The 13,025-nt window shown below is 64.1% G+C and carries 14 protein-coding genes; 7 read left to right on the top strand and 7 right to left on the bottom strand.

What is annotated here, in order from left to right; genetic code table 11:
• Positions 1 to 2 precede the first annotated feature (2 nt).
• The 4 genes from BLS75_RS25545 to BLS75_RS25530 form a co-directional block, all read right to left on the bottom strand.
• Complete coding sequence (locus BLS75_RS25545; protein WP_072452019.1) at positions 3 to 677, bottom strand: urease accessory protein UreF; 675 nt, start codon at positions 675 to 677, stop codon at positions 3 to 5.
• Positions 674 to 1,174, bottom strand: a complete 501-nt coding sequence (gene ureE, locus BLS75_RS25540) for an urease accessory protein UreE (protein ID WP_015633955.1) — start codon at positions 1,172 to 1,174, stop codon at positions 674 to 676. The genes BLS75_RS25545 and ureE overlap by 4 nt, the downstream gene beginning before the upstream one ends.
• A 280-nt stretch (positions 1,175 to 1,454) precedes the next feature.
• Positions 1,455 to 2,087 carry a TetR family transcriptional regulator gene (locus BLS75_RS25535; RefSeq protein ID WP_011058978.1) on the bottom strand — a complete coding sequence of 211 codons (633 nt, stop codon included), beginning with the start codon at positions 2,085 to 2,087 and terminating at the stop codon, positions 1,455 to 1,457.
• A 168-nt stretch (positions 2,088 to 2,255) separates the two neighbouring features.
• Positions 2,256 to 2,723 (bottom strand): hypothetical protein, encoded by a 468-nt coding sequence (locus BLS75_RS25530; RefSeq protein WP_011058979.1) that lies wholly within the window; start codon positions 2,721 to 2,723, stop codon positions 2,256 to 2,258.
• A gap of 385 nt (positions 2,724 to 3,108) precedes the next feature.
• Between BLS75_RS25530 and BLS75_RS25525 the strand changes: the two genes are divergently transcribed.
• Entirely contained in the window at positions 3,109 to 5,184 is a 2,076-nt protein-coding gene (locus BLS75_RS25525) for an AsmA family protein (protein WP_072452018.1), read from the top strand.
• A 66-nt stretch (positions 5,185 to 5,250) separates the two neighbouring features.
• On the opposite strand, the gene BLS75_RS25520 is transcribed toward BLS75_RS25525, so the two are convergent.
• Both BLS75_RS25520 and BLS75_RS25515 read right to left on the bottom strand, forming a co-directional pair.
• Positions 5,251 to 5,781, bottom strand: coding sequence for a ferritin-like domain-containing protein (locus BLS75_RS25520; RefSeq protein WP_015633957.1), 531 nt, complete (start codon positions 5,779 to 5,781; stop codon positions 5,251 to 5,253).
• A 110-nt stretch (positions 5,782 to 5,891) separates the two neighbouring features.
• On the bottom strand, positions 5,892 to 6,815 hold the full coding sequence (locus BLS75_RS25515) for a LysR substrate-binding domain-containing protein (protein WP_176876772.1): 924 nt from the start codon (positions 6,813 to 6,815) through the stop codon (positions 5,892 to 5,894).
• A 125-nt stretch (positions 6,816 to 6,940) separates the two neighbouring features.
• On the opposite strand from BLS75_RS25515, the gene BLS75_RS25510 reads away from it, so the two are divergent.
• The 3 genes from BLS75_RS25510 to BLS75_RS25500 all read left to right on the top strand — a co-directional run bounded on the left by BLS75_RS25510 (position 6,941) and on the right by BLS75_RS25500 (position 8,907).
• A complete protein-coding gene (locus BLS75_RS25510; RefSeq protein ID WP_072452016.1) occupies positions 6,941 to 7,579 on the top strand; it encodes an FMN-dependent NADH-azoreductase in 639 nt (212 codons plus the stop codon).
• 11 nt (positions 7,580 to 7,590) lie between these two features.
• On the top strand, positions 7,591 to 7,896 hold the full coding sequence (locus tag BLS75_RS25505) for a DMT family transporter (RefSeq protein ID WP_011058984.1): 306 nt from the start codon (positions 7,591 to 7,593) through the stop codon (positions 7,894 to 7,896).
• Positions 7,897 to 8,016: 120 nt separating this feature from the next.
• On the top strand, positions 8,017 to 8,907 hold the full coding sequence (locus BLS75_RS25500; RefSeq protein WP_072452015.1) for an esterase/lipase family protein: 891 nt from the start codon (positions 8,017 to 8,019) through the stop codon (positions 8,905 to 8,907).
• 2 nt (positions 8,908 to 8,909) lie between these two features.
• On the opposite strand, the gene BLS75_RS25495 is transcribed toward BLS75_RS25500, so the two are convergent.
• Positions 8,910 to 9,815, bottom strand: a complete 906-nt coding sequence (locus BLS75_RS25495; protein WP_011058986.1) for a DMT family transporter — start codon at positions 9,813 to 9,815, stop codon at positions 8,910 to 8,912.
• Between the two features lie 96 nt (positions 9,816 to 9,911).
• Here BLS75_RS25495 and BLS75_RS25490 point away from each other — a divergent pair, with 96 nt between their 5' ends.
• The 3 genes from BLS75_RS25490 to BLS75_RS25480 all read left to right on the top strand — a co-directional run bounded on the left by BLS75_RS25490 (position 9,912) and on the right by BLS75_RS25480 (position 13,020).
• Positions 9,912 to 10,700 (top strand): AraC family transcriptional regulator, encoded by a 789-nt coding sequence (locus BLS75_RS25490; RefSeq protein WP_011058987.1) that lies wholly within the window; start codon positions 9,912 to 9,914, stop codon positions 10,698 to 10,700.
• A gap of 71 nt (positions 10,701 to 10,771) precedes the next feature.
• The gene (locus BLS75_RS25485; protein WP_011058988.1) at positions 10,772 to 11,071 is read left to right on the top strand and encodes a PsiF family protein; all 300 of its coding nucleotides are present in this window, start codon (positions 10,772 to 10,774) and stop codon (positions 11,069 to 11,071) included.
• Between the two features lie 245 nt (positions 11,072 to 11,316).
• The gene (locus tag BLS75_RS25480; protein ID WP_041120529.1) at positions 11,317 to 13,020 is read left to right on the top strand and encodes a ShlB/FhaC/HecB family hemolysin secretion/activation protein; all 1,704 of its coding nucleotides are present in this window, start codon (positions 11,317 to 11,319) and stop codon (positions 13,018 to 13,020) included.
• Positions 13,021 to 13,025: the final 5 nt, after the last annotated feature.

Below are 13,025 nucleotides of genomic sequence, written 5' to 3'. Positions count from 1 at the left end.
TCCTAGGAACGGAACAGGCGGCTGTACTGGCGCTCGTGGGCCATGCTCGCCAGGGACAGGCCGAAAGCGGCGCTGCCATGATGGTTGGGGTCAAGGTTCGCAGCGTGGTGCTGGGCTTGCTGCAACAGTGGCAGCAGCTCGCTGGTCAGGCGCTGGGCGGCCTGCTGGCCCAGGGGCAGGGTCTTCATCAGCACCGCCAGCTGGTTCTCCAGCCAGCTCCACAGCCAGGCGGCCAGGGCGTCCGCCGGGCTGATGCCCCAGGCCCGTGCCGCCAGGGCCCAGCCCAGGGCCAGGTGTGGTTCGTTCTGGTGCGTCAGCAGTTCCCTGGCATCGCTGTCCAGTTCCGGCAAACCCTCCAGCAGTTGCTTGAGGGAATAACCCATCTGCCGGCTTTCCTGGTAAAGCTCGCGGGTTTCGCGGCTGGCCCGATGTTCCTCGCTCAACTGCTGCAAGCGGGCCCAGTCCTGGTCGGCTGCGGCCTGGCAGTGGGCGAGCAGCAGCGGTGCTTCGAAGCGTGCCAGGTTCAGCAGCAGTTGATCGCTGATCCAGCGGCGGGCGCTGGCCTGATCATTCACCCGCTGCTGCTCCACGGCCATTTCCAGGCCCTGGGAATAGCTGTAGCCGCCAATCGGCAACTGCGGGCTGGCCAGGCGCAGCAGGGCCCAGGCTGGGTTCATGGGCGGACGCCGAACTGGTGCAGGCGCGGCGGATAGTTGAAGTCTTCATCGCCGTGGCGCGAATGATGGTGGCCGCCGCCATAGGCGCCATGCTCGGGCTGGAACGGTGCCTCAAGGGGCGCGGTGCTGGCCCCCAGCTGTTCGAGCATGGCCTTGAGCACATAGTCGTCCAGCAGGCGCAGCCAGCCGTCACCCACCTGCAGGGCCACGTGGCGGTTGCCCAGGTGATAGGCGGCGCGGGTCAGTTCGAAGGCGTTGCGGCAGGTGACGTGCAGCAGGGCTTCCGGGCGGGCGCAGACCTTGACGATGCGCCCGTCCTCGGCCTCCAGGAACTCCCCATCGTGCAGCGGTGGCTGGCCCCGCTCCAGAAACAGGCCGACGTCTTCACCGGCGGCACTGAAACAGCGCAGGCGGCTTTTGCTGCGGGCCTCGTAAGTCAGGTGCAGTTCGGCGGACCAGGTGGCTTGGGGGGCGGTTCTGCGGTGGATCACCAGCATCGGAAAGCTTCCAGCTATGAGCGATGCACAAGCCAGAGCAAGGGCCTTGCCAATCACTCGGTGGAGAGGGAAAACCCTTTCTCGATGCCGGAACTGCGCCTGAAAAAGGGGCAAAACCTTGTTTCATCTTGTTACAAATTGATGCACTGAGCTGATTTATAGCACTGAGTTGGTGCGCGGGAAATGTTTTTGCTGCAATCCGGTGCCCGGCGGGCGGGCAGGCGCAAACGCGCAGCCCAGAGCGGGGCGCATAGTGTGAAGGGGGAGTGGTGCGGGCGAGTTACTCGGTGCTGCCCAGGCCTTGCCAGTGCTTGAGGCCGATGAAGATGAAGCGCAGTTGCTGGGTGATCTTGGCCTGGGGCGTGAGGTGTTCGGGCAGGGCCTGGGCCGGGGGATCGATGATGTCGGGCAGGGTGGCGAACACGCTTTTGACGATCAGATCGGCCATGACGCTGAGATCGGCGGCGTCCAGGTGCTGGAGCTTGGGCATCAGGGTGAGGTCGGCGGCGAGGTCCGAACTGATGTTCTCGCGCAAGGTGGCGATGGCCTGGCGAACCGGCAGCGAGCCGCCGTACTGCTCTCGGGCCAGAAACAGGAACTGCGAGCGCTTGGCTTCCACCACATCGAGGAAGATGCGTACCGAGGCATCGATGATGCCGCCCATGACGAATTCATTGTGGCGCACCAAGCGGATGGTTTCGCGAAAGGTCTGGCCGACTTCGCTGACCAGTTCCAGGCCCAGTTGGTCCATGTCGCTGAAGTGCCGGTAGAACCCGGTGGGCACGATACCCGCGGCTTTCGCCACTTCCCGCAGGCTCAGGCTGCCAAACCCACGGCCACACTCCATCAGGTGCCGGGCGGCATCCATCAGGGCGTTGCGGGTCTGTTGCTTCTGTTCGGCGCGGGGCAGCATCGGCGGGGCGTTCTTTGCTCAATGGGAGCGGCGCACTCTAGCAAATCCACTTTGCCGGAGTCGAACTGCTGTCAGAGACAGGAGGGAGAGGCAGGGGGAAAAATGCAGCTGCTATAAAAGTCAAAGCCCGATCCAGGGATCGGGCTTTTTTCCAGGGCCACCATGGCCTCAGCTCGCAGCTTGATGACGTTCGGCCAGGCGATCAGCACCGCCTTCGGCAACGGTCTGACCTTGAGGCGTACGGCTGTAGCCATCTTCCACCAGGCCTTTCTCTTCCAGGCGATCACGGCCGCCTTCAGCTACGTTTTGACCTTGTGGGGTGCGGTCGTAGCCATCTTCGGCGACGTTCTGGCCTTGAGGTGTACGGTCGTAGCCATCTTCGGCAACGTTCTGGCCTTGAGGGGTGCGATCATAGCCGTCTTCGGCAACGCTCTGGCCTTGTGGAGTACGGTCATAACCGTCGGCAGCGACTTTGTTGCGTTCGATCAGGCGATCCGAACCGCCTTCGGCCAGGGTCTGGGTGAACACGCTGTGGCTGGCCTTGACCTGTGGGGTGGCTTGTTCAGCGGCTGGCAGGGCGAAGGCGTTGGCAGCCAGAACAGATAAGGCGAGGCTCAGTAAAAGTTGGCGTTTCATGATGGGTTGCTCCTTGGTAGGGCGATAAATTGGGTACGGAGCTAATGTTACCGCCGCTAAATCGATATAAAAGTTCATAAACACAATGGTAATAATCAACGGAATTGATTGTTTGCCGCGAAGGCTCTAGCTCGGGCGTTAACGCCGATTGCTTTTGCACCGGGGTGGGTATTTTCGACTCACTGCCGCTTCAGGGAGGGGCAGCTCGAGGTAACACAAAGCTGTCCGAGTGATCAGGAAAGCAGGTTTTTTCAGCGGATCGGGTAGCCGGATTAAACCTGCGCGGGCTTTGTCAGTCGTAGTTTTCATGGCCGGTGATTTTTCCATCGGCAGTTCATCGATGCGTCGTGGTTGGGCGCTCAGTTGTCTTCAGGAGCCTCGTGCAATGACGCGCACTCGTAAAATTCTCGCCTGGTCCATCACTGGCCTGATCCTGCTACTGGCGGTGCTGGTACTGGTGATCGCGTTCTTCGATTGGAACCGGATCAAACCCACGCTCAATGCCAAGGTCTCCGAGGAGTTGCACCGGCCCTTCGCGATCAATGGCGATTTGTCGGTGGTCTGGCAACGCGAACCTGACGAAGGTGGCTGGCGGGCCTGGGTGCCCTGGCCTCACGTGGTGGCCCAGGACCTGACCCTGGGCAACCCGGACTGGTCCAAGGCGCCGCAGATGGTCAGCCTCAAGCGGGTTGAGCTGCGCATTTCGCCTCTGGCCCTGCTGGCGCAACGAGTGAGCATTCCGCGCATCGACCTCACCGAGCCCGCCGCCGCGTTGCAGCGCCTGGCCGATGGGCGCGCCAACTGGACTTTCAAGTTCGACCCCAAGGACCCGAACGCCGAACCGTCCAACTGGACGGTGGACATCGGTGCCATCGGTTTCGACAAGGGCCACGTGACCCTCGATGACCAGAGCCTGAAGACCCAGCTGGATCTGCAGGTGGAATTGCTCGGCAAGCCGATCCCGTTCAGCGATATCGTCGGTGAAAGTGAAGCGAAGAAGGTGGCCGAGAAAGGCGCCGAGGCCCAGGCCTATGCCTTCGCCCTCAAGGTCAAGGGCCAGTATCACGGGCAGAAGCTCGCCGGCACCGGCAAGATCGGCGGCCTGCTGGCCTTGCAGGATTCCCGCAAGCCGTTTCCGCTGCAGGCCCAGGCGCAGATCGGCGACACCAAGGTGGAGCTGCGCGGCAGCCTGACCGACCCGCTGAACCTCGGCGCCCTGGACCTGCGCCTGAAGCTGGCGGGCACCAGCCTGGGCAACCTCTACCCGCTGACCGGGGTGACCCTGCCGGATTCGCCGCCCTATTCCACCGACGGCCACCTGACCGCCAAGCTGCACGATCCGGCGGGCGCGACCTTCAGTTACCAGGACTTCAACGGCAAGATCGGCGACAGCGACATCCACGGCAACCTGACCTACGTGGCCAGCCAGCCACGGCCCAAGCTCAGTGGCGCGCTGGTGTCCAACCAGTTGCTGATGAGCGACCTGGCGCCGCTGATCGGCGCCGACTCCAACGCCAAGCAGAAGGCCCGGGGCGGCGAGAGCAAGCAGCCGGCGGACAAGGTACTGCCGGTGGAAGAGTTCCGCACCGAGCGCTGGCGGGACATGGACGCCGATGTGGAATTCACCGGCAAGCGCATCGTCCACAGCGCCGAGCTGCCGTTCACCGATCTGTACACCCACCTGGTGCTCAACGACGGCCAGCTCAGCCTGGAGCCCCTGCGCTTCGGCGTGGCCGGCGGCAAGCTCGACGCCCAGATCCGCCTCAACGGCCACACCACGCCGCTGGAGGGCCGGGCCAGGCTGACGGCGCGCAATTTCAAGCTCAAGCAACTGTTCCCCACCTTCGAACCGATGAAGACCAGCTTTGGCGAGCTCAATGGCGATGCCGACATCGCCGGTCGCGGCAACTCGGTGGCGGCCCTGCTGGGCAGCGCCAACGGTGACCTGAAGATGCTGATCAACGATGGCGCCATCAGCCGCAGCCTGATGGAAATCGCCGGGCTCAACGTCGGCAACTATGTGGTCGGCAAGATGTTTGGCGACAAGGAAGTGAAGATCAATTGCGCGGCGGCCGACTTCGGCATCAAGAGCGGCCTGGCGACTTCCCGGCTGTTCGTCTTCGACACCGAGAACGCCATCATCTACATCGATGGCACCGCCAATATGGCCAGCGAGCAACTGGACCTGACCATCACTCCGGAATCCAAGGGCCTGCGCCTGTTCTCCCTGCGCTCGCCGCTTTATGTACAGGGCAAGTTCATCCAGCCCAGTGCCGGGGTCAAGGCCGTGCCCCTGGTACTGCGCGGTGCCGGCATGGTGGCCCTGGGGGTGATCGCCGGGCCGGCGGCGGGCCTGCTGGCGCTGGTGGCGCCCAGCGGCGATGAGCCCAACCAGTGCGCGCCACTGTTGCAGCAGATGCGCTCGGGCAAGGCACCGGTGACGGTGAAACCGACTCATTAAGGGCCAGTGCGCGCGGCCAGAAAAAAGCCCGCCGCTGCAGGCAGGGCGGGCTTGGGGGAGAGGGCGTTACAGGTCGTTGAGGATGTCAGCCATGTCGTCGGCGTGTTCTTCTTCCTGGGCCAGGATCTCTTCGAACAGGCGGCGAGTGGTGGGGTCCTTGTCACCGATGTACTGGATGATCTCGCGGTAGCTGTCGACCGCGATGCGCTCCGCCACCAGGTCCTCGTAGACCATTTCCTTCAAGGTGTTGCCGGCCACGTACTGGGCATGGGAGTGCTTGGACAGCAGGTCGGGGTTGAACTCCGGTTCGCCACCGAGCTGGACGATGCGCTCGGCCAGTTTGTCGGCGTGCTCGGCTTCCTGGGTGGCGTGCTCGAGGAACTCGCTGGCGGCGACGCTGGCCTTGATCCCGTTGGCCATGAAGTAGTGGCGCTTGTAGCGCAACACACAGACCAGCTCGGTGGCCAGCGACTCGTTGAGCAGGCGCAGTATCTCCTCGCGATCGGCGTTGTAGCCCTCGGTCACGGCTCCGTTTTCCACGTGTTGGCGGGCCCGTTCGCGCAGGGTGTTCACATCAGACAAATGCATGTCGCTCATCTCGATCTCCTGGAGGCTAATCCGATTTACGCCAGGCTCTGTTGGCCTGATCGCTACCTTGGTTGTGAGTCGCGGCGGCGGCAAAAAGTTTTATCGGATGTGCCCGGCGGTCAACTGCGTGCCAGGGGCGGGTGCCCGGCCAGCAATGATTCCTGCTGCAGCCATTGAAGAAAGGCGCGCACCGGCGGATGGCGCTCGCGGCCGGGCACGCACAGGGCGCTGTAGCCGGCGCCGTCCACCTGGACTTCGGGTCGGTAGGGTTGCAGCAGGCCGCTGGCCACGCTCTGGGACACCAGGATGTCGCTGGCCAGTACCAGGCCCTGGCCGGCAATGGCCGCTTGCAGGGCGTACTGTTCCTCGTCGTAGGAGCGGATCAGCGGCGCGTCATCGAACCAGCTTTCCCCGGCCTGGGCGCACCAGGCCTGCCAACCGTCGGCATACAGCCGGGAGTTGCGCCAGTGCACGCTGATCAGGGTCGGCGCCTGCTGGCGGGCCAGGGCCACCTGCTGGGGCGAGCCGTAGACTGCGAAACGTTCGTCGAACAGGCACAGGCCGTGCAGGTCCAGGTAGCCCTCCTGGCTATAGCGGATCGCCACGTCGATGCTGGCGTCCTGTTGCAGGTCCACCACCTCGCACTGGGTATCCAGGCGCAGGCTGATGCCGGGGTGCCGGGCATAGAAGCGCCCCAGCCGCGGCACCAGCCACAGGGCGGCAAAGGCCGCGGTGGTGGAAACGGTCAGTTGGGCATTGCTGGGCGTGGGCCGCAGCGTATCGACACTCTGGGTCACTTCCAAAAGAGCACCGTGCAAGCTGTGAAACAAGCGCTGGCCGGGCTCGGTCAGGCGCACCTGGCGCGGCAGTCGTTCGAACAGCGCCACCCCCAGCCAGTGCTCCAGGCTGCGGATCTGGTGCGACACCGCGGTGGGCGTCACCGACAGGTCCTCGGCGGCGGCCTTGAAACTCAGCAGGCGCGCGGCGGACTCGAATGTGCGCAGGGAGGTGAGGGGCAGGTGGGCGAACATCGAGTGCTCCATGGCTGAGATAAATTCATCTGGAAGAAATTCTGTTCATTTGTTGCAGTGCGGCTGTGCTCTTAGCTTTAGCGCGGACCGGCCTTGGTTTCAAGGCCTCCATCAGCAACCCGTCTGAGGCAGATGAGATGAGTACAGTTCTTGCGATCCACGGTAGCCCACGGGGCGAGCGCTCTCACAGCCGGCGCTTGGCCGACGCCTTCCTCCAGGCCTGGCAAGCGGCCAATCCCCAGGGGCGGTTGACCCGGCGCGAGGTTGGCCGGGGTGCCTTGCCCCACGTCAGCGAAGCCTTTATCGCCGCCGCGTTTTATCCACAGCCCGAGGCGCGGCCTCTGTCGATGCAGGCCGACCTGGCCCTGAGCGACGAACTGGTGGCGGAGTTGCTTGGCCATCAGCGCCTGGTGATCTCGGCGCCAATGCACAACTTCAGCGTGCCCAGCGGGATCAAGGCCTGGGTCGATCACATCGTGCGCCTGGGGCTGACCTTCAACACCCAGCAGGACAACGGCGTGGCCCAGTACCAGCCCCTGGTGCAGGGCAAGAAGGTGTTGATCGTTACCAGCCGCGGCGGGGGCGGCTTTGGCCCGGGGGGCGAGCATGAAGCGATGAACCACGCGGACCGCTGGTTGCGCACGGCCCTGGGTTTTATCGGTATCGAAGACGTCACCGTGGTTGCGGCGGAAGGCGAGGAGTCGGCGCCCGAGCGTTTCGCGCAGTCCTGTGGCGAAGCCCAGCAGCGCCTGCTGGCCCTGGCGCAGAGTTTCTGAGGGGCGGCGCCATGGCCTGGATGTTCCTGCTGCTGGCGGCGGCCTTCGAGGTCACGTTCGCCATGGGCATGAAGTACGCCGAGGGCTTTACCCGGCCCTGGCCGTCGCTGCTGACGGTGGTCGCGGCGGTGGGCGGGATCTATTTCCTGACCCTGGCCATGCGCGAGTTGCCGGTGAGCGTGGCCTACCCGATCTGGACTGCCATCGGTTCCCTGGGTACGGTGCTGCTGGGCTGCCTGCTGCTGGGAGAAAGCCTGACGGCGGTCAAGCTGGTGTCGGTGGGGCTGATCGTGGCGGGGGTGGCCGGGCTGAAGTAGCTGCCGGGAGAAACGGGCTGTCACCGGTTTGTCGCCAAAGCGTCATGGGGGCTGACGACGGCCCCGGTTATGGTCTAGCTTTCAGCCAGCCCCGCTGCCTTCGCACAAGGATGTCGCCGCATGTCCCAAGAGCTTGCCACCCGTTACCCCCTGGTCCTGGTGCCCGGCATGCTCGGCTTTGTCCGCCTGCTGCTGTACCCCTACTGGTACGGGATCATTCCGGCCTTGCGCCGGGGCGGGGCGCAGGTGATCGCGGTGCAGGTCTCGCCGCTCAATTCCAGCGAGGTGCGCGGTGAGCAGTTGCTGGCGCAGATCCAGCGGATCATGGCCGAGACCGGCGCCGCCCGAGTCAACCTGATCGGCCACAGCCAGGGCGCGCTCACCGCGCGTTATGCCGCCGCCAAGCGCCCGGACTGGGTGGCCTCGGTAACGTCGGTGGCGGGGCCCAACCATGGCTCCGAGCTGGCGGATTATCTGCAACGGCATTCACCCGCCCATAGCCTGCGGGGGCGAGTGCTGAGCCTGCTGCTAAGGGGGATTTCAAGCCTGATGCGGTTGCTGGAAACCGGCTATCGCGGACCGAAGCAGCCGGTGGATATCCATGCTTCGCACCAGTCCCTGACCACCGAGGGCGTGGCCCTGTTCAACCGCCAGTACCCCCAGGGGTTGCCGCAGGAATGGGGTGGGCAAGGGGCGGCGCAGGTCGACGGTGTGCACTACTACTCCTGGTCCGGCATTTTGCAGCCGGGCAAGACCAACCGCGGGCGTAACCTGTTCGACGGCACCAACCGCAGTTGCCGGCTGTTCGCCCGCACCTTCGTCCGTGAAGCCGGCCAGTGCGACGGCATGGTGGGGCGCTACAGCTCGCACCTGGGGCAGGTCATTGGCGATGATTACCCGCTGGACCATTTCGATATCGTCAATCAGTCCCTGGGGCTGGTGGGCAAGGGCGCGGAGCCGATCCGCCTGTTCGTCGAACATGCCCGGCGCCTCAAGGCCGCCGGCCTCTGATCTCAGCGTTGCCCGGCAGAAGCCGGCTTGCCGGCGAGCGGTCCCAGCACGGTGGTCCAGCGTTCCGAGAGAATCACCCCGCCCAAGGTCAGCAAGCCACCCACCAAATGGAACCAGGCCAACTGCTCATGCAGCACCACTGCCGCAATCAGCGCCGTGATCAACGGCAGCAGATTGAAAAATAGCGTGGTCCGGCTTGGCCCCAGGCGCACCACCGCCTGCATCCAGGCCAAGGGCGCGAGCATCGAAGCCAGCAGGCAGGCATAGAGCACCAGCGGAATGTTCTGCAGAGTCGGGCCTACCTTCGGCGAAGCCAGGAACAACGGTAGCAGCACCACGACCGCCACCAGCACCTGCAGATACAACAGCACCAGCGGCGGCAGGCGCAGCTGCCATTTCTTCAGCAGGGTGCTGTAGATGGCGTAGGCCAGGGTGGCCACCAGCATCATCGCGTCCCCCAGGTTGACCCCGTGTTGCAGCAGCGCGGCCAGGCTGCCGGAGGACACCACCACCAGCACTCCGGCGAAGGACAGCACGGCGCCCACCAGGGCTCCGGCAGTCAGGCGCTGGCCCAGGGCCGCGATGGCCATGGCCAGGGACATCAGCGGCATCAGCGAAAGGATGATGCCCATGTTGGTGGCCGAGGTCAGGCTGGCGGCGAAGTAGGCCAGGCTCTGGTACACCGCCATGCCCAGCACGCCGAGAATGGCGATGCGCCAGAGGTTGGGGCGGACCTCTGGCCAGTGCTTGATCACTGGCTTGAGCATGAAGGGGGTGAACAGCAGGCCCGCCAGCAACCAGCGATAGAAGCCGATCTCCGCGGGAAAGATCGCGCCCACGGCGAGTTTGTTGATCACGGTATTGCCGGCCCAGATAAAGATGGCCAGCAGTGGATAAGCGTATTGCATGGAGACAACCAGACAGTTGATGAAGGCTGATTATCCTCTTGTCCGGATCAATGCCTATACTGCGAACCGGACAACCCGCCCCGACATCCGGACAGCATGAGCAAAAAACACATCGATCTCCTGGATTTCCACGGGCTGCCCGCGCCGGTGTACTTCCGCTATGCCGACTTCGCCGCCCACAGCCATGCCCTGGAGCATCGCCACCCCTGGGGCTGCCTGGAGTATTCGGCCCACGGCGTGATGCACATGGAGATTGCCGGCCAGCGTTTCATGTCGCCGCCGCAATATGCGGTGTGGGTGCCGCCACAGACGCCCCACAGTTTCTACACCGCGCAGCCGATCAACTACCGCGCCGTACTGCTGGCCCCGGAGCTGTGTGCCGAGTTGCCGGCCGGGGGCAGTACCCTGGCCATCAGCGAGATCCTCAAGGCGATCCTCAAGGACTTCGCCGCCCGTGACGTGCAGATCCCCGAGGGTGAGGCCGACCAGCGCCTGGCCCAGGTGCTGCTGGACCAGTTGCGCCAGGCGCCGGTGCATACCTGTTACCTGCCCTACGCCAGCAGCCCCGACCTGCTGCGGGTGCTCCAGGCCCTGCAGGCCGAACCGGGCAACAACCAGCCTTTGGCCCACTGGGCGGGGCTGGCCCATGTCAGCGAGCGGACCCTGGCCCGGCAGTTCGTGCGCGAATTGGGCATGAGTTTTGGCGAATGGCGCCAGCGCCAGCGTTTCCTGGCCTCCATCGAGGCCCTGGAGAGCTCGCGCAGCATCCAGGAAATCGCCTTCGACATGGGCTACAGCAGCGCCTCGGCGTTTATCGCGATGTTCCAGCGCCAGGCTGGCAGCACGCCGGAGCAGTATCGCCGGGCCGGCCTGCAGAACAGGTGAAGGTGTAACAGGCTTTGTCTACACTGCGCTGGAGGCCGTGCCCGTCGGTGCGGTGACAAGGAGAAAACTCCATGAAGATGTTGCGTATTCCGTTGTTGATGGTGGGCCTGCTGCTGTGCTCCCAGGGTTTTGCCGCCACCGCCCAGCAGAACAAGATGACCACCTGCAATGCCGAGGCCACCGCCAAGACCCTAAAGGGCGATGAGCGCAAAGCCTTCATGAGCACTTGCCTCAAGGCGGCCCCGGCAGCTGCGGCTACCCCGTCCACGCCTCAGGAAAGAATGAAGACCTGCAACGCCACGGCCACCACCCAGGCGCTCAAGGGCGATGCGCGCAAGGCGTTCATGAGTGATTGCCTGAAGAAGAAATGAGCCTGAATCGATGGGGCCGAGGTATCGCGCGCACTACAGGACCTTGGCCTGCATCGGTTTTTCAGAGTTTCGCAGCACATAAACCATTAGCTTTCAATGAGATAGGTCTGGAAGCTACCGCTCGTCGCTTTTTTATTATGTAAATTTTTTTACATTTACACTTTATTCCCTTCGAAAACAGGTGCCGGGACGCACCACGCGGACGTTTGGCCAGCCAAAATCCGTGATTCTAGGGAATGGAAAGCATGTCGCGTTTTGGCTTGTTCAGGCCTGTAGTAGCGTTTTGTGCTTTGTCTGCTTCGCTCGCGCTCAGTGCCGCGCCGCTGCAGACGCCGGGTGATCGCGACCTGATTCGGGATCGCCAGCAGCAGTTGCTGCAAGAGCAGCAGAAGCGCCTCGACGAACTCCAGCAACTCCCCGGCAAGACCTTGCCCCCCGAGCCTGCCCCGCAACCGGGCGAGCAGCGCTGCTTCACCATCAAGACCGTGATTCTCAAGGGTGCCGATCATCTTTCCGCCGCCGATCGCGAGCGCCTGGTGGCGCCCTATCGCGACCAGTGCCTGTCGGTGACGCAGATCAACACCCTGCTCAAGGCCATCACCCATCACTACCTGCAGCAGGGCTATGTCACCACCCGGGCCTACCTGCCGGCCCAGGAACTGGCCTCGGGGCAACTGACCATCGTGGTGGTCGAAGGCCGCCTGGAGAGCCTGGACAGTTCCGCCCTGGCCAGCTCGCGGGAACTGGCCATGGCCTTTCCCGGCACCACCGGCGAGGTGCTCAACCTGCGGGAGCTGGAGCAACTGGTGGACCAGCTGACTCGCCTGCCTTCGCGCCAGGTGGAACTGGAACTGGCCCCGGGAGAGAAACTGGGCGACAGCCGTGTCGGGCTCAAGGGCCAGCGTCTGAAACCCTGGCGGGTATCGGCCACCCGCAACAACAGCGGCGACAAGAGCACCGGCGAGCAGCAGGCCGGCCTCGGCCTGGACTGGGACAGCCCCCTGGGCCTGGCAGACCAGCTCAGCCTGCGGGCCAACCAGGACACGGTCAGCGACCGCTGGCGCCACTCCGACAACCAGAGCCTGTTCTACAGCCTGCCCTGGGGCTGGTGGACCCTCAGTTATTCCTACAGCCAGAGCTACTACCGCACCCGCAATGACAGCACCGGCTTCGACTTCACCATGGACGGCGAAAGCAAGAACCAGCAGTTGCGCGCCGAACGGGTGCTGCACCGCGACAACCTGAGCAAGACCGGCATGAGCCTGGGCCTGAGCCAGTTGCGCACGCGCAACTACATCGATGACAACCTGATCGACGTGTCCAGCAACCGCATCACCGAAAGCCAGCTGGGCTTCAACCATGGGCGGCGCATCGGCAATGCCCTGGTCAACGCCGACATTGGCTGGCAGCAGGGCATCGGCGCCCTGGATGCCCAGGGCAGCGGCAATCCCCATGGCAGCGAGCCGGTGGCCCGTTACAACAAATACAGCCTGACCCTGAGCTACCTGCAGCCCTTTCGCCTGTGGAACGAAAACTTCAGCTTCGACAGCCTGGCCACCGGGCAGCGCAGCGAGGACGTGCTCTTCAGCCCCCAGCGCATCAGCCTCGGCGGCCTCAACTCGGTGCGTGGCTTCCAGGACCAGACCCTGTCCGGCAACAGCGGCGGCTACTGGCGCAACCAACTGCGCTGGCGCCGTGCGGTGACCTGGCCGGCGTTGCAGCCTTTTGTCCAGGAATACGGCATGGCCTTTGCGTATGACGTGGGGGTGATCAAGGGCGATCGCTACAACCACGATGCCCGCGGCCGCATGAGCGGCAATGCCCTGGAACTCAATGCCCGCGGCCAGTACCTGGCTGCATCCGTCAGCTTCGCACGCTCCCTGGAGCGACCGGCAATTATCGAGAGGCGAGAGCACCCGGTGTACTTCCGGGTAGACCTGTTCTTCTGACTCGC

Origin of the sequence: Pseudomonas sp. NFPP12, from assembly GCF_900103205.1 — a bacterium.
Lineage (GTDB): Bacteria > Pseudomonadota > Gammaproteobacteria > Pseudomonadales > Pseudomonadaceae > Aquipseudomonas > Aquipseudomonas protegens.
This window is presented reverse-complemented; position numbering and strand designations above follow the sequence as displayed.